The sequence below is a fragment of the Streptomyces antarcticus genome (assembly GCF_026627255.1).
Taxonomy (GTDB): Bacteria; Actinomycetota; Actinomycetes; order Streptomycetales; family Streptomycetaceae; genus Streptomyces; species Streptomyces antarcticus.
The window spans coordinates 392,686-411,177 of sequence record NZ_JAPNLM010000001.1; the positions used below are offsets into that span (position 1 = coordinate 392,686).

Annotated in this window: 19 protein-coding genes; 1 reads left to right on the forward strand and 18 read right to left on the reverse strand. The window is 69.0% G+C overall.

The window, feature by feature from the left end; genetic code table 11:
• The first annotated feature begins 56 nt into the window (after positions 1-56).
• Positions 57-1,961 carry a glycosyl hydrolase family 18 protein gene (locus OTB16_RS01760; RefSeq protein ID WP_420717589.1) on the forward strand — a complete coding sequence of 635 codons (1,905 nt, stop codon included), beginning with the start codon at positions 57-59 and terminating at the stop codon, positions 1,959-1,961.
• A gap of 218 nt (positions 1,962-2,179) precedes the next feature.
• Here OTB16_RS01760 and OTB16_RS01765 read toward each other — a convergent pair whose 3' ends face one another.
• The 18 genes from OTB16_RS01765 to rpmE all read right to left on the reverse strand — a co-directional run bounded on the left by OTB16_RS01765 (position 2,180) and on the right by rpmE (position 18,292).
• Positions 2,180-2,626, reverse strand: a complete 447-nt coding sequence (locus tag OTB16_RS01765; protein ID WP_267717815.1) for a DUF2550 domain-containing protein — start codon at positions 2,624-2,626, stop codon at positions 2,180-2,182.
• 164 nt (positions 2,627-2,790) lie between these two features.
• Entirely contained in the window at positions 2,791-3,162 is a 372-nt protein-coding gene (locus tag OTB16_RS01770) for a F0F1 ATP synthase subunit epsilon (RefSeq protein WP_267717816.1), read from the reverse strand.
• A 140-nt stretch (positions 3,163-3,302) separates the two neighbouring features.
• Entirely contained in the window at positions 3,303-4,745 is a 1,443-nt protein-coding gene (atpD, locus tag OTB16_RS01775) for a F0F1 ATP synthase subunit beta (protein WP_267717818.1), read from the reverse strand.
• On the reverse strand, positions 4,745-5,674 hold the full coding sequence (locus OTB16_RS01780; RefSeq protein ID WP_267717819.1) for a F0F1 ATP synthase subunit gamma: 930 nt from the start codon (positions 5,672-5,674) through the stop codon (positions 4,745-4,747). Before OTB16_RS01780 ends, atpD begins: the two co-directional genes overlap by 1 nt.
• A 20-nt stretch (positions 5,675-5,694) precedes the next feature.
• A complete protein-coding gene (gene atpA, locus OTB16_RS01785; RefSeq protein WP_267717820.1) occupies positions 5,695-7,290 on the reverse strand; it encodes a F0F1 ATP synthase subunit alpha in 1,596 nt (531 codons plus the stop codon).
• 129 nt (positions 7,291-7,419) lie between these two features.
• On the reverse strand, positions 7,420-8,235 hold the full coding sequence (locus OTB16_RS01790) for a F0F1 ATP synthase subunit delta (RefSeq protein ID WP_267717821.1): 816 nt from the start codon (positions 8,233-8,235) through the stop codon (positions 7,420-7,422).
• Entirely contained in the window at positions 8,232-8,783 is a 552-nt protein-coding gene (locus tag OTB16_RS01795) for a F0F1 ATP synthase subunit B (RefSeq protein WP_267717822.1), read from the reverse strand. Before OTB16_RS01795 ends, OTB16_RS01790 begins: the two co-directional genes overlap by 4 nt.
• 41 nt (positions 8,784-8,824) lie before the next feature.
• The gene (gene atpE, locus OTB16_RS01800) at positions 8,825-9,055 is read right to left on the reverse strand and encodes an ATP synthase F0 subunit C (RefSeq protein ID WP_030784624.1); all 231 of its coding nucleotides are present in this window, start codon (positions 9,053-9,055) and stop codon (positions 8,825-8,827) included.
• A gap of 74 nt (positions 9,056-9,129) precedes the next feature.
• Positions 9,130-9,966 carry a F0F1 ATP synthase subunit A gene (gene atpB / locus OTB16_RS01805; protein WP_267718371.1) on the reverse strand — a complete coding sequence of 279 codons (837 nt, stop codon included), beginning with the start codon at positions 9,964-9,966 and terminating at the stop codon, positions 9,130-9,132.
• A gap of 210 nt (positions 9,967-10,176) precedes the next feature.
• Positions 10,177-10,614, reverse strand: a complete 438-nt coding sequence (locus OTB16_RS01810; protein ID WP_267717824.1) for a Cg1360 family ATP-synthase-associated protein — start codon at positions 10,612-10,614, stop codon at positions 10,177-10,179.
• Positions 10,615-10,990: 376 nt separating this feature from the next.
• Positions 10,991-11,326 carry a hypothetical protein gene (locus OTB16_RS01815; protein WP_267717825.1) on the reverse strand — a complete coding sequence of 112 codons (336 nt, stop codon included), beginning with the start codon at positions 11,324-11,326 and terminating at the stop codon, positions 10,991-10,993.
• A gap of 330 nt (positions 11,327-11,656) precedes the next feature.
• Positions 11,657-13,003: an MraY family glycosyltransferase gene (locus OTB16_RS01820; protein ID WP_267718372.1), complete on the reverse strand. Its 1,347-nt coding sequence runs from the start codon at positions 13,001-13,003 to the stop codon at positions 11,657-11,659.
• 104 nt (positions 13,004-13,107) lie between these two features.
• On the reverse strand, positions 13,108-14,340 hold the full coding sequence (locus OTB16_RS01825) for a serine hydroxymethyltransferase (protein WP_267717826.1): 1,233 nt from the start codon (positions 14,338-14,340) through the stop codon (positions 13,108-13,110).
• Between the two features lie 212 nt (positions 14,341-14,552).
• A complete protein-coding gene (locus OTB16_RS01830; protein WP_383900173.1) occupies positions 14,553-15,236 on the reverse strand; it encodes an arsenate reductase/protein-tyrosine-phosphatase family protein in 684 nt (227 codons plus the stop codon).
• A complete protein-coding gene (locus OTB16_RS01835; protein WP_267717828.1) occupies positions 15,233-15,880 on the reverse strand; it encodes an L-threonylcarbamoyladenylate synthase in 648 nt (215 codons plus the stop codon). The genes OTB16_RS01830 and OTB16_RS01835 overlap by 4 nt, the downstream gene beginning before the upstream one ends.
• A gap of 61 nt (positions 15,881-15,941) precedes the next feature.
• Positions 15,942-16,787, reverse strand: a complete 846-nt coding sequence (prmC, locus tag OTB16_RS01840; RefSeq protein ID WP_267717829.1) for a peptide chain release factor N(5)-glutamine methyltransferase — start codon at positions 16,785-16,787, stop codon at positions 15,942-15,944.
• A gap of 74 nt (positions 16,788-16,861) precedes the next feature.
• Positions 16,862-17,941, reverse strand: coding sequence for a peptide chain release factor 1 (gene prfA / locus OTB16_RS01845; RefSeq protein ID WP_267717830.1), 1,080 nt, complete (start codon positions 17,939-17,941; stop codon positions 16,862-16,864).
• A 132-nt stretch (positions 17,942-18,073) separates the two neighbouring features.
• Positions 18,074-18,292, reverse strand: a complete 219-nt coding sequence (rpmE, locus tag OTB16_RS01850) for a 50S ribosomal protein L31 (protein WP_267717831.1) — start codon at positions 18,290-18,292, stop codon at positions 18,074-18,076.
• Positions 18,293-18,492: the final 200 nt, after the last annotated feature.

An 18,492-nucleotide genomic window follows, 5' to 3' on the forward strand; every position in this document is an offset into this window, starting at 1 on the left:
ACTGTGGTGAGCGTGCATGACAAAGCGTGCTCACGGGCGGCGCAGGTCCCACCCCCATGCCGGAGCCGGCCCCACGGCTCCGGCGGACCTACGGAGGAACACCCTTGAGCACAGCATCCCCACCCCGCAGCCGGCGCACCCGGTTCTTCACCCGGGTCGCGGCGGTCGTGGCCGCCCTCGCCGTACCGATCAGCGGGCTCGTCGCGCTGGCCGGCCCGGCGCAGGCCGCCGCCGCCGCGACCGCGACGTACACCAAGGTCTCCGACTGGGGCTCCGGCTTCGAGGGCAAGTGGACGGTGAAGAACACCGGCACCACCACCCTCACGAGCTGGACCGTGGAGTGGGACTACCCGGCCGGCACCTCGGTCACCTCGGCCTGGGACGCCACCGTCACCAGCTCGGGCACCCACTGGACGGGCAAAAACCTCGGCTGGAACGGCACCCTCTCCCCCGGTGCCAGCATCAGCTTCGGCTTCAACGGCGCCGGCGCGGGCGCCCCCAGCGGCTGCAAGATCAACGGCGGCCCCTGTGACGGCACCACCCAGCCCGGCGACAACCCGCCCTCCGCTCCCGGCACCCCCACCGCCGCGAACGTCACCGAGACCTCGCTGACCCTGAACTGGACGGCCGCCACCGACGACAAGGGCGTCAAGAACTACGACGTCTACCGCGGCGGCGCCAAGGTCGCCACGGTGACCGGCCGCAGCTACTCGGACACCGGCCTGACCAAGGGCACGTCGTACGCCTACACGGTGATCGCCCGCGACAGCATCGACCAGACCGGCCCCTCCTCCGGCGCGCTCTCCGTCACCACGCCCGGCGGCGGTGGCACCGATCCGGGCGCCGGCACCAAGGTCAAGCTCGGCTACTTCACCAACTGGGGCGTCTACGGACGCAACTACCACGTGAAGAACCTGGTCACCTCGGGCTCCGCCGCGAAGATCACCCACATCAACTACGCCTTCGGCAACGTCCAGGGCGGCCGCTGCACCATCGGCGACGCCTACGCGGACTACGACAAGGCCTACACCGCCGACCAGAGCGTCGACGGCAAGGCGGACACCTGGGACCAGCCGCTGCGCGGCAACTTCAACCAGCTGCGCAAGCTGAAGGCCCAGTACCCGCACATCAAGATCCTGTGGTCCTTCGGCGGCTGGACCTGGTCCGGCGGCTTCGGCCAGGCCGCCGCCAACCCGGCCGCCTTCGCCCAGTCCTGCTACGACCTGGTGGAGGACCCGCGCTGGGCCGACGTCTTCGACGGCATCGACCTCGACTGGGAGTACCCGAACGCCTGCGGCCTGACCTGTGACACCAGCGGCGCCGCCTCCCTGAAGAACCTGATGCAGGCCACCCGGGCCAAGTTCAGCGGGAACAACCTGGTCACCGCCGCGATCTCCGCCGACGGCTCCAACGGCGGCAAGCTGGACGCGGCCGACTACGGCGGCGCGGCCCAGTACGTCGACTTCTACAACGTCATGACGTACGACTTCTTCGGCGGCTGGGCGGCGCAGGGCCCGACGGCCCCGCACTCCCCGCTCACCGCCTACCCGGGCATCCCGCAGGAGGGCTTCAACTCCGAGGCCGCGATCACCAAGCTCAAGGGCAAGGGGATCCCCGGCTCCAAGCTCAACCTCGGCATCGGCTTCTACGGCCGCGGCTGGACCGGCGTCACCCAGGCCACCCCCGGCGGCACCGCCACCGGCCCGGCCCCCGGCACGTACGAGCCGGGCATCGAGGACTACAAGGTGCTCAAGGCCAGCTGCCCGTCCACCGGCACCATCGCCGGCACGGCCTACGCCAAGTGCGGCAGCAACTGGTGGAGCTACGACACCCCCGCCACGGTCGCCTCGAAGATGAGCTGGACCAAGCAGCAGGGCCTCAGGGGAGCCTTCTTCTGGGAGTTCAGCGGCGACACCACCAACGGTGAGCTCGCCAACGCGATCCACACCGGGCTGCAGTAACCGCCGCTGAGCGCATCCGGTGACAGACGAAGCCGGGGAGAAGGGTCCGCCCCCCTCTCCCCGGCTTCTCCACGCCGTACGCGATCCCGCTCGGGCCACGTTCACCCACCCCCGGACTCCGTCCGGGGAGACCCCTGTACAACGGGAGCGGAATTCAGGCCACATTCACCCGCCCCCAGACTCCGTCCGGGGAGACCCCCGTACAACGGGAGCGGAATTCAGGCCACATTCACCCGTTGCCCGGGCGGCGCCGCCTCGAGCCACGCCAGGAACCCGGTCAGCGCGTCGTCGCTCATCGCCAGCTCCAGGCGCGTCCCGCGGTGGAGGGCGCCGAGCACGACGGCGTCGGAGAGCAGGGCCAGCTCCTCCTCGCCCTCGGGAGCGCGCCGGGCGAGCACCTCGATGGACGAGCGCTCCAGCAGCCGGCGCGGCCGCGGCGAGTAGCTGAAAACGCGGAACCACTCGATCCGGTCGCCGCTGTAGCGGGCGACCCCGTACACCCAGCCCTTGCCGGAGACGTCCGGCTCCTCGGACACGCCCCAGCGCATGCTGCAGTCGAAGGTTCCGCCGGACCGCTGGATGAGTCTGCGGCGCAGTCCGAACACAAACAGCCCGATCACCACCAGGGCTACGACCAGGCCGCTCACAAGCAGAGCGAGGAGCATCTTCACCGACCTCCTCGCTCATCGAAATACCGCGTGCGAAAAAACGACCTGCATCGCCTCAGCCGCGACCCGGTCTGGAAAGCTCCAGAACGGACCGCGGCTGAGGTCTGCCGAGCCCCGGAAGTCGCCCTCCGGGGCTCAGCCTTTCAAACTCCGACGGGCGTTCAGCCCGTTACGGCGCGCAGTCGGACATCCGCGCGACGCTCGGCGGCCGCGTCGGCCTCCGACTTCGCGCGCTCCAGTGCCCGCTCCGCACGCTGGACGTCGATCTCGTCAGCGAGCTCGGCGATCTCGGCCAGCAGGGACAGCTTGTTGTCCGCGAACGAGATGAAACCGCCGTGCACCGCGGCGACGACAGTGGCGCCGTCAGTGGTGCGGATGGTCACAGGGCCCGATTCCAGCACACCGAGAAGCGGCTGGTGACCGGGCATGACGCCGATGTCGCCGGACGTGGTGCGGGCGACAACAAGGGTGGCCTCGCCGGACCAGACATTGCGGTCCGCCGCGACCAGCTCGACGTGCAGCTCAGCAGCCAAGGTGGCTCCTCGGGTCACCACCCGGCGGGTAAGCCGGGTGTTGGGTCAAATTCTAATGGGCGTGGGGAGAGGGACGGGACACACCCGCCCCTCTCCGTGGATCCTTCGGATCCGATGCGCTCCTCGTGGAGCGCGCCGGATCAGGAGACGCCCAGCTCCTTGGCGTTCGCCTTCAGGTCCTCGATGCCACCGCACAGGAAGAACGCCTGCTCGGGGAAGTGGTCGTAGTCGCCGTCGCAGATCGCGTTGAACGCCACGATCGACTCCTCGAGCGGAACGTCCGAACCGTCGACACCGGTGAACTGCTTGGCGACGTGGGTGTTCTGCGACAGGAAGCGCTCGACGCGACGGGCACGGTGGACAACGAGCTTGTCCTCCTCGCCCAGCTCGTCGATACCGAGGATCGCGATGATGTCCTGGAGGTCCTTGTACTTCTGCAGGATCCCCTTGACGCGCATCGCCGTGGCGTAGTGGTCCGCCGCGATGTACCGCGGGTCGAGGATGCGGGACGTCGAGTCCAGCGGGTCCACGGCCGGGTAGATGCCCTTCTCGGAGATCGGACGGGAGAGAACCGTCGTCGCGTCGAGGTGGGCGAAGGTGGTCGCCGGCGCCGGGTCGGTCAGGTCGTCCGCGGGGACGTAGATCGCCTGCATCGAGGTGATCGAGTGACCACGGGTCGAGGTGATGCGCTCCTGGAGGAGACCCATCTCGTCGGCCAGGTTCGGCTGGTAACCCACCGCGGAGGGCATGCGGCCGAGCAGGGTCGACACCTCGGAACCCGCCTGGGTGTACCGGAAGATGTTGTCGATGAAGAACAGGACGTCCTGCTTCTGCACATCGCGGAAGTACTCCGCCATGGTCAGACCGGCCAGGGCGACGCGCAGACGCGTGCCCGGCGGCTCGTCCATCTGGCCGAAGACGAGGGCCGTCTTGTCGATGACGCCGGACTCGGCCATCTCCTCGATGAGGTCGTTGCCCTCACGGGTACGCTCACCGACGCCCGCGAAGACCGACACACCATCGTGGTTGTTGGCCACGCGGTAGATCATTTCCTGGATCAGAACGGTCTTGCCGACACCGGCACCACCGAACAGACCGATCTTTCCACCCTTGACGTACGGGGTGAGAAGGTCGATGACCTTGACGCCGGTCTCGAACATCTCGGTCTTCGACTCGAGCTCGTCGAAGCGGGGCGCCTTGCGGTGGATCGGCCAGCGCTCGGTGACGTTGGCGTTCTCCTCCGGGTAGTTCAGCACCTCACCGAGGGTGTTGAACACCTTGCCCTTGGTGAAGTCACCGACGGGGACGGTGATGCCCTCGCCCGTGTTGGTCACCGGGGCCTGGCGGACCAGACCGTCGGTGGGCTGCATGGAGATCGTGCGGACCACGCCGTCACCCAGGTGCTGGGCGACTTCGAGGGTCAGCGTCTTCAGCTTGCCGTCCTCGGCCGGGTCGGCGACCTGGACCTTCAGCGCGTTGTAGATCTCGGGCATGGCGTCGACGGGGAACTCCACGTCGACGACCGGGCCGATGACCCGGGCGACGCGGCCCGTGGCGGCGGCCGTCTCAACAGTGGTCGTCATTACTTGTCACTCCCCGCGGTCGCGTCAGCCATGGCGCTCGCGCCACCGACGATCTCGCTGATTTCCTGGGTGATTTCGGCCTGGCGGGCCGCGTTGGCAAGCCGGGAGAGACTCTTGATGAGGTCTCCGGCGTTGTCGGTCGCCGACTTCATCGCGCGGCGGCGGGCGGCGTGCTCGGAAGCGGCCGACTGCAGCAGTGCGTTGTAGATGCGGCTCTCGACGTAGCGCGGCAGGAGGGCGTCGAGGACGTCCTCCGCCGACGGCTCGAAGTCGAACAGCGGAAGGATCTCGCCCTTCGCGCCGCCCGCTGATGTCTCGGTCTCCGCAACCTTGTCGAGGCTGAGCGGCAGCATCCGGCCGTCGACCGCGCTCTGCGTCATCATCGACACGAATTCCGTGTAGATGATGTGCAGCTCGTCGACGCCGCCCTCGGCCGTCTCCGTCTGGATGGCCTCGATCAGCGGCTCCGCGACGCGCTTGGCGTCGGCGTAGGCCGGGCTGTCGGTGAAGCCGGTCCACGACTCCGCGACCTTGCGCTCGCGGAAGCCGAAGTAGGCCAGACCCTTACGGCCGACGATGTACGTGTCGACCTCCTTGCCCTCGCCGCGCAGCCGCTCGGTGAGCCGCTCCGCCTGCTTGATGGCATTCGAGGAGTAGCCGCCGGCCAGACCGCGGTCGCTCGTGATGAGCAGGACCGCGGCACGCACCGGCGTCTCGACCTCGGTGGTCAGGGCGTGCTTGGTGTTCGAGCCGGTCGCGACCGCGGTCACCGCACGGGTGAGCTCGTTCGCGTACGGCATCGATGCCGCCACCTTGCGCTGCGCCTTGACGATGCGCGAGGCGGCGATCATCTCCATCGCCTTGGTGATCTTCTTGGTCGCCGTGACGGCACGGATGCGACGCTTGTAGACCCGGAGCTGCGCTCCCATGAGTCAGGTCCCTTCCGTCGTCACTTGGAGACGTTGACGGCCGGCGCGTCCTCGCCCAGAAGCTTGCCGTCCGAGGTCTCGAACTGCTGCTTGAAGGCGGCGATGGCGTCGGCGATCGACGTCAGGGTGTCGTCCGACATCTTGCCGCCGTCGGCGATGGAGGTGAGGAGGTCCTTGCGCTCGCGGCGCAGGTGCTCCAGCAGCTCCGACTCGAAGCGACGGATGTCGTTGACCGGGACGTCGTCCATCTTGCCGGTGGTACCGGCCCAGACGGAGACGACCTGCTCCTCGACGGGCATCGGCTGGTACTGGCCCTGCTTCAGCAGCTCGACCAGGCGCTTGCCGCGCTCCAGCGAAGCCTTCGAAGCGGCGTCCAGGTCGGAACCGAAGGCGGCGAACGCCTCCAGCTCGCGGTACTGGGCGAGGTCCAGGCGCAGACGGCCGGAAACCTGCTTCATCGCCTTGTGCTGGGCGGAGCCACCGACGCGGGAGACCGAGATGCCGACGTTCAGCGCCGGGCGCTGGCCCGCGTTGAACAGGTCGGACTCAAGGAAGCACTGGCCGTCGGTGATGGAGATGACGTTGGTCGGGATGAACGCCGACACGTCGTTCGCCTTGGTCTCGACGATCGGCAGACCGGTCATCGAACCGGCACCCATGTCGTCGGAGAGCTTCGCGCAGCGCTCCAGCAGACGGGAGTGCAGGTAGAAGACGTCGCCCGGGTAGGCCTCGCGGCCCGGCGGACGGCGCAGCAGCAGCGACACGGCGCGGTAGGCGTCGGCCTGCTTCGACAGGTCGTCGAAGATGATCAGGACGTGCTTGCCGGCGTACATCCAGTGCTGGCCGATGGCGGAACCGGTGTACGGCGCCAGGTACTTGAAGCCGGCCGGGTCGGACGCCGGGGCGGCGACGATCGTCGTGTACTCGAGCGCGCCGGCGTCTTCCAGGGCGCCGCGAACGGACGCGATGGTCGAGCCCTTCTGGCCGATGGCGACGTAGATGCAGCGAACCTGCTTGTTCACGTCGCCGGAGCGCCAGTTGTCGCGCTGGTTGATGATCGTGTCGACGGCCAGAGCGGTCTTGCCGGTCTGACGGTCGCCGATGATCAGCTGACGCTGGCCACGGCCGACGGGCACCATGGCGTCGATGGCCTTGTAGCCGGTCTGCATGGGCTCGTGAACCGACTTGCGGATCATGACGCCCGGGGCCTGCAGTTCGAGGGCGCGACGGCCTTCGGTCGCGATCTCGCCGAGACCGTCGATCGGGTTGCCGAGCGGGTCGACGACGCGGCCGAGGTAGCCCTCGCCGACGCCTACGGAGAGCACCTCACCGGTGCGCTGCACCGGCTGGCCCTCCTCGATACCACTGAACTCGCCGAGGACGACCGCACCGATCTCGCGCTCGTCGAGGTTGAGGGCGAGACCGAGGGTGCCGTCCTCGAACTTCAGCAGTTCGTTCGCCATGGCGGAGGGCAGGCCCTCCACCTTCGCGATGCCGTCGCCGGCAACGCTGACCGTTCCGACCTCCTCGCGCGAGGCCGCGTCCGGCTGGTACGACTGGACGAAGTTCTCCAGTGCGTCCCGGATCTCCTCCGGCCGGATCGTGAGCTCCGCCATCTGGGTTCCCTGCTCTCCTTGTTGGGCCTGAAGCTTCTTGTGGGGTCTGGGGGCGACCCCCAGGAATCTTCTGCAAGTTCTGCACGGCCCAACCGGGCCGCTAGGAATGCGTTGTTCTTTTGGTGTTGGTCAGCCGGCCATGCGGCGGGTCGCCTCGGAGAGGCGGTCCGCGATGGTGCCGTCGATGACCTCGTCGCCGACCCGCACCACGATCCCGCCGAGGACCGTGGGGTCCACTTCGAGGTTCAGGTGCATCTGGCGGCCGTACAGCTTGGCCAGGACCGCGCCGAGACGCTGCTTCTGCACGTCGCTGAGCGGAACCGCGGTGGTCACCGTGGCGACCATGCGGTTGCGGCGCTCGGCGGCGAGCGTGGACAGGGACTCGAGGCCCGCTTCCAGGCTACGTCCACGCGGGTGCGTGACAAGTCGCGTGACGAGACGCTCGGTGCCGGCGTTCGCCTTGCCGCCCAGCAGGCTGCGGAGCAGCTCGCTCTTGGCGGAGGCGGTGGCCGCACGGTCGGTCAGCGCCGCGCGCAGCTCGGTGCTCGAGGCGACGATCCGGCCGAAGCGGAAGACCTCGTCCTCGACGTCGTCGAGCGCGCCGCCCTGCTGGGCGGCGGTGAGCTCGGCGGTGGCCGCCAGCTCCTCCAGCGCGTCCACCAGGTCGCGGGACTGCGACCAGCGGGACCGGACCATGCCGGACACCAGGTCGAGGGTCTCCCCGCCGACCTGGCCGCTCAGCAGGCGCCCGGCCAGCTCGGCCTTGGCCTCGCCGGACTGCGCCGGGTCCGTGATGACCCGACGCAGCGAGACCTCACGGTCGAGCAGCGTGGTGACGGCATCCAGCTCACCGGCGAGCTTCGCCGCGTCGACGGACGTGTTGTCCGTCAGCGCGTCGAGACGCTCACGCGCGGAGGCCAGTGCCTCGCGGCTCGCTCCGTTCATCGGGCAGCCCCGTTCGACGCTGCCTTCTCCTCGAGCTCGCTGAGGAAACGGTCGATGGTGCGGCTCTGCCGGGCGTGGTCCTCGAGGGACTCGCCGACGAGCTTGCCGGCCAGGTCGGTGGCGAGCTTGCCCACGTCCTGACGCAGCGCGTGAGAGGCGGCCTTGCGGTCGGCCTCGATCTGCGTGTGGCCGGCAGCGATGATCTCCTCACGCTGCCGCTGGCCCTCTGCGCGCAGTTCTTCCTTGAGCGCAGTGCCCTGCTCCAGCGCATCCTGGCGCAGGCGCGCGGCCTCGTGCCGGGCCTCGGCGAGCTGGGCCTTGTACTGCTCCAGCACGCTCTGGGCCTCGGTCTGAGCGGCCTCAGCCTTCTCGATACCGCCTTCGATGGCCTCGCGGCGCTCGTCCAGAACCTTGTTGATGTTCGGGAGGAGCTTCTTCGCGAGGAAACCGAAGACGATGACGAAGGCGATCAGACCGATGACGAGCTCGGGGATCGGCGGGATGAGGGGGTTTTGAGCTTCCTCAGCCGCGAGAACCAGGAGGTTCACTTCAGTGCCTTTCGTCTAGTGGCTGGTCGTGAATCCGAAGATCACTTGCCGTAGACGAACGGCATGACCAGGCCGATCAGCGCGAGCGCCTCACAGAAGGCGAAGCCGAGGATCTGGTTGGCGCGGATCAGACCGGCCGCCTCGGGCTGACGGGCGAGAGCCTGGGTGCCGTTACCGAAGATGATGCCGACGCCGACGCCGGGGCCGATGGCAGCGAGGCCGTAACCGATGGAGCCGAGGGAGCCGGTGACGGCAGCAAGGGTCTGGGACATGCCAGTTCTTCCTTCTCTTTCACGGACCGGTGGGGGTTGGCCACCGGACGAATAAGGGACTCAGGGAGCGAGGATCAGTGGTGCTCTGCGAGCGCGCCCTGAATGAAGCTGCAGGCCAGGAGCACGAAGACGTACGCCTGGACGGCCTGGATGAAGAGCTCGAACGCGGTCATCACCAGGACCATGACGAACGAGACGCCGGCGTAGGCGATCCCGATGCCGTTCAACAGGTACCAGCTGGCGATCGTGAAGAGCAGCAGCAAGGTGTGACCGGCAAACATGTTCGCGAACAGTCGGACCGCGTGGGTGAAGGGGCGGACCAGGACGTTCGAGAAGAACTCGATGACCATGACCATCGGCAGGACCGGGCCGAGCGACTTGTCGTAGCCCGTCAGGTTCTTGAAGCCGCCGACGAAGCCGTGACGCTTGAACGTCACGCTCATCCAGATCACGTACACGATCGCCGCCAGGGCGGCGGGGTACGAGATGATCGCAGTGACCGGGAACTGGGCCATCGGAACGATGGACCAGAGGTTCATGATCCAGACGAAGAAGAACAGCGTGACCATCAGGGGGACGTACTTCTCGCCCTCCTTCTTGCCCAGCGTCTCGTACACGATGCCGCGGCGCACGAAGTCGTAGCCGGCCTCGGCAACCATCTGGAGCTTGCCCGGGACGACCTTCGGCTTGCGGAAGGCCAGCCAGAAGAAGCCGACGATGACGACCGTGCCGAGCAGGGCCAGCAGCATCGTCTTGTTGAAGTAGATGTTGCTGTCCGCGTCGCCGAAGATCGGCTCGAACAGGAACGAGTGCAGGCCGGGAGCCGGGAATCCACAACCGTCGAAGATGTGGCAGTCGGTCTCGAAGGCGAGCACCGTCGTCGGGTCAGCACTCACCGCGGGCTCCTTCAGCGTGGCGCATAGGTACGGCAACCTCGTTGTGTCGGCGCGGCGCACAGCCGCTGTTCGGCACTGGACTGGTGTTACGGATGTGGGGGCGACGTTCAGGCAGTGAGCCTCGCGATGGAACAGGCGTCAGCTCAGATGCCCGCGCCCGCAGTGCCGCAGATGGCACTGGACGATAGCAGGATCCCGACCACGCGCTTATGCCACCCCTACCCCTCACGTCTTCGGTCCGGAATTGTCGGGCTTTTCGCCCTTCATCGAGTCCGGTTCGACGTAGAGGATCTTGGCCTTCATATGAGCACGCGCCTGTGCCGCGATCCACACCAGGGTGGTGACGACGAGCGTGAGGGCGAAGGCCTTGGGATTGAACAGCGTCGTGTTCTTGAACGTGGCGACGAAGACGAAGAGCAGCAGGATCTGGGCCGTGTAGAGCATGAGCCCCATGGCCTGGAACAGGTGCGGCAACGATTTCGCAGTGCGTTGGAGAACGACGAATCCGATGCCCATGAACAGGATCACGACCAGCGTCGCGACGACGGCTCCGACAGCGCCCTTGCCCCCGGCGACCAACGCACTGATACCGGCGGCAACAGCGCCGGCGACAGCCGTGGGCACGACGGCTTGAAGGAGAAGTCGGGTGTCATCTGACCGCATGGCGGTTTGCTCCGCGTGATGATGGGGGGCAAGGGACTCGTACGGGACGAGCGTGAGCCCGGTTCGAGTGAAGACCTCGGGCCAATGGACCGTCGCACTACGGTCCTTCGGCTCTGTCGCCGGGTTTAGTGAACGGTATCACAAAGTATTTGATGAGAGCTTTACCCGCAGGGTGTGCCCACTGTCACACATGAGAGTGACCCTGCGCGTGTATGCAAGACCGATTGCCAACATGTCTGCTAATGCGGCTTTAGAGTATAAAACGCGGTCGTCGAGGACGAGCCCGATCGGGGCTGACCTACTTCGCGACCTTGACCGCACACAGGCGTGGGCCCCTGCCTCGACAGGGGCCCACGCCGTTGAAGCTTCGCTCAGCTCAGCAGCCTATGTTCTTGATGCCCGTTCCGGACGTCCACAGCGCTCCGCCGTAACGGAAGGACTGCTGACGGTTTGCACCGATGGAGAACTCCGGGTCCCGGTTGGCCGCCACGGTGACACTGAAGCAGGCCGTGGAACCGCAGGTGTTCTTGACCTCGACAAGCTTGTCGGGCCAGTTGCTGTACCACCTGACAACCTGAACGCACGACGCTGCGGCCGTAGGGGTCGGCAAAACCTCGGCCGCGTCGGCCGCAGCCATGGCGGTCGGGCTGAAAACGCTCAGGGACCCGAGCGCGGCAGCAGCGACTAAGCCAGATGTTATCGATTTACGCATGTGCGACTCCCCAGGAATCAACGAACCAGCCTGTCGCCGCAACTGCGCTGAGCGGCGACCCGTGTAACTGCAACGCTAGGTCTCGCGCCTATCGGACTCCACAGGGCATTCGGACATCTGTGACACCAGCGCACCCTTTGGCCGACTGGGTACTTACAGGCTCACATCTGTACAGGAAGGAACCGCAGCCTCCTCTACTCCACCACCTCCACGGGACGGCATGCGCACGATCGCTCACACTTCGCGCCCAGCAAGTGATCTGGGCCACACTCGCGAACAAGCCCGCAGCAGCTTGCCTCATTCGGCAAGAAGTGGCAATTGCCGGATTTTTCACCGAGTGGAGTCGGCCTTGCGCCGGTCGGGGAAGCGCGAACGGGGGCCCACGGCGGTCGCCCCGTTGACGCCGGAGACGCCCGCCGCGATCGGCCTGACGGGTTCGGGCTCCCGGCCCGTGGCGTCCCGCGCGGCCGCTTCGGCCGCGGCCTCCGCGAGCCGTCCCGCGTGCCGGTAGCGCGGCGGGACCAGACCCTCCGCCCACCGCGGGGCACGCGGGGTGAAGCGCGGCAGGAGGAGCAGGAGCAGGCCGAGCGCGCTCAGCGCGGCGATGGCCAGCACGATCCACATCGAGCCGGAGTTCACCGAGTACGCGACCGCGCCGAAGGCGATCAGTCCCGACCAGAAGTACATGATCAGGACGGCACGGCTGTGCGAGTGTCCGAGTTCCAGCAGCCGGTGGTGCAGGTGCCCCCGGTCCGCAGCGAACGGGGACTGCCCCTTCCACGTACGCCGCACGATGGCGAGGAGCAGGTCCGCCATCGGGATCGCGATGATCGTCAGCGGCAGCAGCAGCGGGATGAAGACCGGCAGCATCGCGCGGGTGGCGTTGCGCTCACCGCCTGCGAAGAGGGCCATCGCGTCGGGGTCGACCTGGCCGGTGATCGAGATCGCGGAGGCGGCGAGCACCAGGCCGATGAGCATCGATCCGGAGTCGCCCATGAAGATGCGCGCCGGATGCATGTTGTGCGGCAGGAAGCCGAGGCACATGCCCATCAGGATCGCGGCGAAGAGCGTCGCGGGAGCGGCCTGCTCGATGCCGTAGCCGAACCAGAGGCGGTAGGAGTAGAGGAAGAAGGCCGCCGCCGCGATGCACACCATGCCGGCGGCGAGGCCGTCGAGGCCGTCCACGAAGTTCACCGCGTTGATGGTGATCACGACGAGGGCCACGGTGAGCAGGTTGCCCTGCCACTGGGTGAGGGAGACCGTGCCGATGCCCGGGACCGGGATCCACAGGATGGTCAGGCCCTGGATGACCATCACGCCCGCGGCGATCATCTGCGCGCCGAGCTTGATCAGGGCGTCGATCTCGAACTTGTCGTCGAGTACGCCGATCAGCCAGATCAGGGCCGCCCCGGAGAGCAGCGCCCGCGGTTCGTTCGACAGCTCGAAGACGCCGTTGAGGTTGCGCAGGTGGTCCGCGACCAGCAGCCCCGCGCACAGTCCGCCGAACATGGCGATGCCGCCGAGCCGCGGTGTGGGCTCCCGGTGCACGTCGCGGGCACGGATCTCCGGCATGGCCCCGGCCGCGATCGCGAACTTCCGCACGGGCCCGGTCAGCAGGTAGGTCACCGCGACCGTGACGCAAAGCGTCAGCAGATATTCACGCACGGGCTGCCCCAGATGTATCGCCGGCCATCTCAGCCCCACACATTAGCTGCGATGTCACCAGTGCCGAGGACGCGAGGGGGCGGTATCCCGGTTGCGCTACACCCCTCTTGTCAGGATTACTCCCCGTACGGGGGAAATGCCGACGCCAGCTCGTTGACCTCGGTACGCGTTCGCGCGGCTTCCCCGCGCAGTGCGGCGGCAAACAGCGCCGCGATCCGGACCATCTCCGCCTCCCCCATCCCCTGGGTGGTCACCGCCGCCGTCCCGAGCCGTACCCCGCGCTGCTCCCCGTACGGCAGCGCGCAGGTGTCGAGCACGATCCCGGCGGCCGCGAGCCGGGCGCGGGCGGCCGGGCCGTCGAGGCCCAGCGGCGCCGGGTCGGCGGAGAGCAGGTGCGTGTCGGTCCCGCCGGTGGTGATCGCCAGCCCGTGCTCCCCGAGCGCCTCGGCCAGCGACCGGGCGTTGGCGACGACCCGGTGGGCGTACGTGGCGAAGCCCGGTCCCGCCGCCTCCCCGAAGGCGACCGCTTTGGCGGCGATGGTGTGCATCTGGGCGCCGCCCTGCGTGAAGGGGAACACCGCCCGGTCGATGCGCTCGGCGAACTCGGCCCCGCACAGGAGCATGCCGCCGCGCGGCCCGCGCAGCACCTTGTGCGTGGTCGCGCACACCACGTCGGCGTACGGGACGGGGCTGGGGGCGGCCCCGCCGGCCACCAGCCCGATCGGATGGGCGGCGTCGGCGATCAGGAAGGCCCCGACCTCGTCGGCGATCTCCCGGAAGGCGGAGTACTCGGGGTGGCGGGGGTAGCAGATCGACCCGCAGACAATGGCCTTCGGCCGGTGTTCGCGGGCCAGCCGCTGTACCTGCCCGTAGTCGATGAGGCCGGTCGCGGCGTCGACCCCGTACCCGACGAAGTCGAACCAGCGGCCGGAGAAGTTGGCGGGCGACCCGTGCGTGAGGTGCCCCCCGTACGGGAGCCCCATGGCCAGGACCGTGTCCCCGGGCCGCAGCAGCGCGGCGTAGGCGGCCAGGACGGCGGAGGAGCCGGAGTGCGCCTGCACGTTGGCGTGCTCGGCCCCGAACAGCGCCCTCGCCCGCTCCACGGCGGCCCGCTCGGCCAGGTCGGCGTACTCGCAGCCGCCGTGGTGGCGGGCGCCGGGATAGCCCTCGGCGTACTTGTTGGCGAGCGGCGACCCGAGTGCGGCGAGCACGGCGGCGGAGGTGAAGTTCTCGGCGGCGCTCAGCTGGAGGGTGGTGGCTTGGCGCAGGCGCTCTCCGTCGAGGATGTCGGCCAGCTGCGGGTCCTGCCGGCGCAGGAGCTCTGCCGACTGCTCGGTGATGACGGTCATGGCAGGACTCCCGCGCGCTGGGTGGACCGGGTACGGCCACGATATTCCCGCCACCGGTTTCCCGCCGCTCGAGCCGCCCCCGGCGCGCGGGCCGTCACCGTCGGCGGGACACGGCCTCGCCCGTCGAAGGGGGAGCCGTCACGCCCGTCAGCGCGAAGCGGTCAGGCCGGTCAGGCCGGTCAGGCCACGGTCAGGCCGAAGCGGTCAGCCCTTCAGCGCGAAGCCGTCACGCCCGTCAGGGCCGTGACGACCGGGTCCAGCGCCTGGTTGATCTCGTCGCCGATCGAGCGGAAGAAGGTGATCGGCGCCCCGTACGGGTCGTACACCTCGTCCGCGTCGGGCGTCGGCGCCAGCAGCCAGCCGCGCAGCGCCGCGGCCGCGCGGACGAGCGCCCGGGCCCGTTCCACCATCCCGTCGTCCAGCGGCGGCAGGGTGGCCGGATCTATCGCCCGGACCAGACGGGTGAACTCCTTCAGCGTGAAGGTGCGCAGCCCCGCCGAGTGGCCCATCGAGATGACCTGCGCCCGGTGGTCGCGGGTGGCGGTCAGCACCAGGTCGGCGCGTATGACGTGCTCGTCCAGCAGCTCCCGCCCGGTGAAGCCGGAGGCGTCGGCGCCGAAGTCGGCGAGGACCGCGGCCGCGTTCGCCTCCATGGGGGCCCCCTCGTGTCCCCACGTGCCGGCGCTCTCCACGATCAGGTCCCCGGTGACGATCCCCCCGAGGCGGTGCGAGAGGGCGTGCCGCGTCAGCCGCTCGGTGATGGGCGAGCGGCACACGTTCCCGGTGCTGACGTGGAGGATGCGGAAGGTGTTCCCTCCGGTCACCTCCCCCGGATTCCATCCGAGGGGGCTCGCCCGGAGGTGTTCCCCCGCTATGCCACGCCCCTCAGGGCTCACGGGGCCACCTCGAGGTCGGGTACGACCTCCCGCAGCTGGTCGGCGGTCAGGGCGCCTTCCCGCAGGAGCACCGGGACCTTGCCGGTGACGTCGACGATCGAGGACGGCTGGATGCCGGGGGTCGGGCCGCCGTCGAGGTACACGGACACCGAGTCCCCGAGCATCTCGCGGGCGGCGTCGCAGTCCTCCGGCGCCGGGTGCCCGGTGAGGTTCGCCGAGGACACGGCCATCGGGCCGACCTCGGTGAGCAGCTCGATCGCGACGGGGTGCAGCGGCATCCGTACGGCCACGGTGCCCTGGGTGTCGCCCAGGTCCCACGCCAGCGAGGGCTGGTGCTTGGCGACCAGCGTCAGCGCGCCCGGCCAGAAGGCGTCGACGAGCTCCCAGGCCTGCTCGGAGAAGTCCGTGACGAGGCCGTGCAGGGTGTTCGGGGAGCCGATGAGCACCGGGGTGGGCATGCTGCGGCCGCGGCCCTTGGCGGCGAGCAGCTCGTGGACGGCCTCGGGGCTGAAGGCGTCCGCGCCGATCCCGTACAGGGTGTCGGTGGGCAGCACGACGAGCTCGCCGCGGCGCACGGCGGATGCGGCTTCGCGCAGGCCCGTCTTGCGGTCCGTCGCGTCGTTGCAGTCGTATCGCCGGGCCATCAGCGGGACTCCTCGTGCAGCAGGGGGGTGGTGGCGGTGTCACTGGGGAAGGCGGCCCGGATCACGGCATGGCCTTGCGGGCGGTCGCGAAGCGCGGGCGGTTGTTGAGGTCCGGGTGGTCGGCCGCGTCGGCCCAGCCCCGCTCCTCGGCGAAGATCCACGGCACCTGGCCGCCCTGGGTGTCGGCGTGCTCGACGACGACGATGCCGCCGGGCCGCAGCAGGCGGTGCGCGGTGCGCTCGATGCCGCGGATGGTGTCGAGGCCGTCCTCGCCGGAGAACAGCGCCATCTCGGGGTCGTGGTCGCGGGCCTCGGGGGCGACGTACTCCCACTCGGTCAGCGGGATGTACGGCGGATTGGAGATGACGAGGTCGACCTGGCCATCCAGCTCGGGCAGGGCGCTCAGCGCGTCCCCCTGGTGGACGGTGACCCGGGAGTCCTCGGCGTTCTTACGGGTCCACCGCAGCGCGTCCTCGGACAGCTCGACGGCGTGCACGCGCGAGCGCGGCACCTCCTGCGCCATGGCCAGCGCGATGGCGCCGGAGCCCGTGCACAGGTCGACGATCAGCGGCTCGACGACGTCCATCGCCCGGACGGCCTGTATGGCCCAGTCGACGACCGACTCGGTCTCGGGCCGGGGCACGAAGACCCCGGGCCCGACCTGGAGCTCCAGGTACCGGAAGAAGGCGCGGCCGGTGATGTGCTGGAGCGGCTCGCGCGCCTCGCGGCGGGCGACGGTCTCCCAGTAGCGGGCGTCGAAGTCCGCGTCCTTGACGTGGTGCAGTTCCCCCCGCTTGACGCCGTGCACGAAGGCCGCGAGCTCCTCCGCGTCGAAGCGCGGTGAGGGCACGCCGGCGGCGGCCAGCCGCTGGGTGGCCTGGGCCACCTCGGCAAGCAGCAAGTTCACGCTGGTCCTCCGGGCTGCTGTCGTACGGGGGGTGGTGCGGGGGCGGTGGTACGGGGTCCGGCCCGCGTCCTGGCTCAGTGCGCGGCCGCGAGCTTCGCGGCCGAGTCGGTGTCGACGCAGGCCTGGATGACCGGGTCGAGGTCGCCGTCGAGCACCTGGTCCAAGTTGTACGCCTTGAAACCGGTCCGGTGGTCCGAGATCCGGTTTTCCGGATAGTTGTACGTACGGATCTTCTCGGAGCGGTCGACGCTGCGCACCTGGCTGCGGCGCACGTCGGAGGCCTCCTGCTCGGCTGCCTCCTGGGCGGCGGCCAGCAGCCGCGAGCGCAGGATGCGCATGGCCTGCTCCTTGTTCTGGAGCTGGCTCTTCTCGTTCTGGCAGGAGGCGACCACACCGGTGGGCAGGTGCGTGATGCGCACGGCCGAGTCGGTGGTGTTGACGGACTGGCCGCCGGGGCCGGAGGAGCGGTACACGTCGATGCGCAGGTCGCTCATGTTGACCTCGACCTCGACCTCCTCGGCCTCCGGGGTGACGAGGACGCCGGCGGCGGAGGTGTGGATGCGGCCCTGGGACTCGGTGGCCGGAACGCGCTGGACGCGGTGCACGCCGCCCTCGTACTTCAGGCGGGCCCACACGCCCTGGCCGGGCTCGGTGGCGCCGTTGCCGCCCTTGGTGCGGACGGAGACCTGGACGTCTTTGTAGCCGCCGAGCTCGGACTCGGTGGCGTCGATGATCTCGGTCTTCCAGCCGACGCGCTCGGCGTAGCGCAGGTACATGCGCAGCAGGTCGCCGGCGAACAGGGCCGACTCGTCGCCGCCCGCGCCCGCCTTGACCTCGAGGAGCACGTCCTTGTCGTCGCTGGGGTCGCGCGGGACCAGCAGCAGGCGCAGCTTCTCGGTGAGCGCCTCGCGCTGCACGGCCAGTTCCTTGGCCTCGGCCGCGAAGTCGGGGTCGACGGCCGCGAACTCCTTGGCCGTCTCGATGTCCTCGGCCGCCTGCTTCCACGCCCGGAAGGTCGCGACGATCGGGGTCAGTTCCGCGTAGCGCTTGTTCAGCTTGCGCGCGTTGGCCTGATCCGAGTGCACCGAAGGGTCGGCGAGCTTCTTCTCAAGATCGGCGTGCTCGCCGATCAGTTCCTCGACCGCCTCGAACATCGGGGGACTCCTGTGGTGAAAGTACGAAGGGACTGCGGGGTGGCTCTGACGGGCCTGGAACGACGACAAAGGCGCCGGTCCGGCCGCCCCCGCGTGGACAGGGGGCGGCCGGAGACCGGCGCCTGGGTCGCGCTACTTCTGGGCCGCACCCTTGCCGAAGCGGGCCTCGAAGCGGGCCACGCGGCCACCGGTGTCGAGGATCTTCTGCTTGCCCGTGTAGAACGGGTGGCACTCGGAGCAGACCTCGGCTCGGATGGAGCCTTCGGTCAGGGTGCTACGGGTGGTGAACGCGGCGCCACAGGTGCAGCTGACCTGGGTCTCGACGTACTGGGGGTGGATCTCGCTCTTCAAGGTGTCTCCTAGATCGGGAGGGCGCCGGGTCGCAGGAGCCGAATTGCGCGCTGCGTGAACCGGGGCCGACAGACCAGTCTGCCAGGACCGGGCTGCCTGTCAAAATTCTGAGGACGCCTGGTTCAACGGGGAGGGTCCGGCATCTATTCCGCGCGCTGCGCGGACCCCCGCCGGAGCCGGCCGCGGCCGCCGCCCGCACC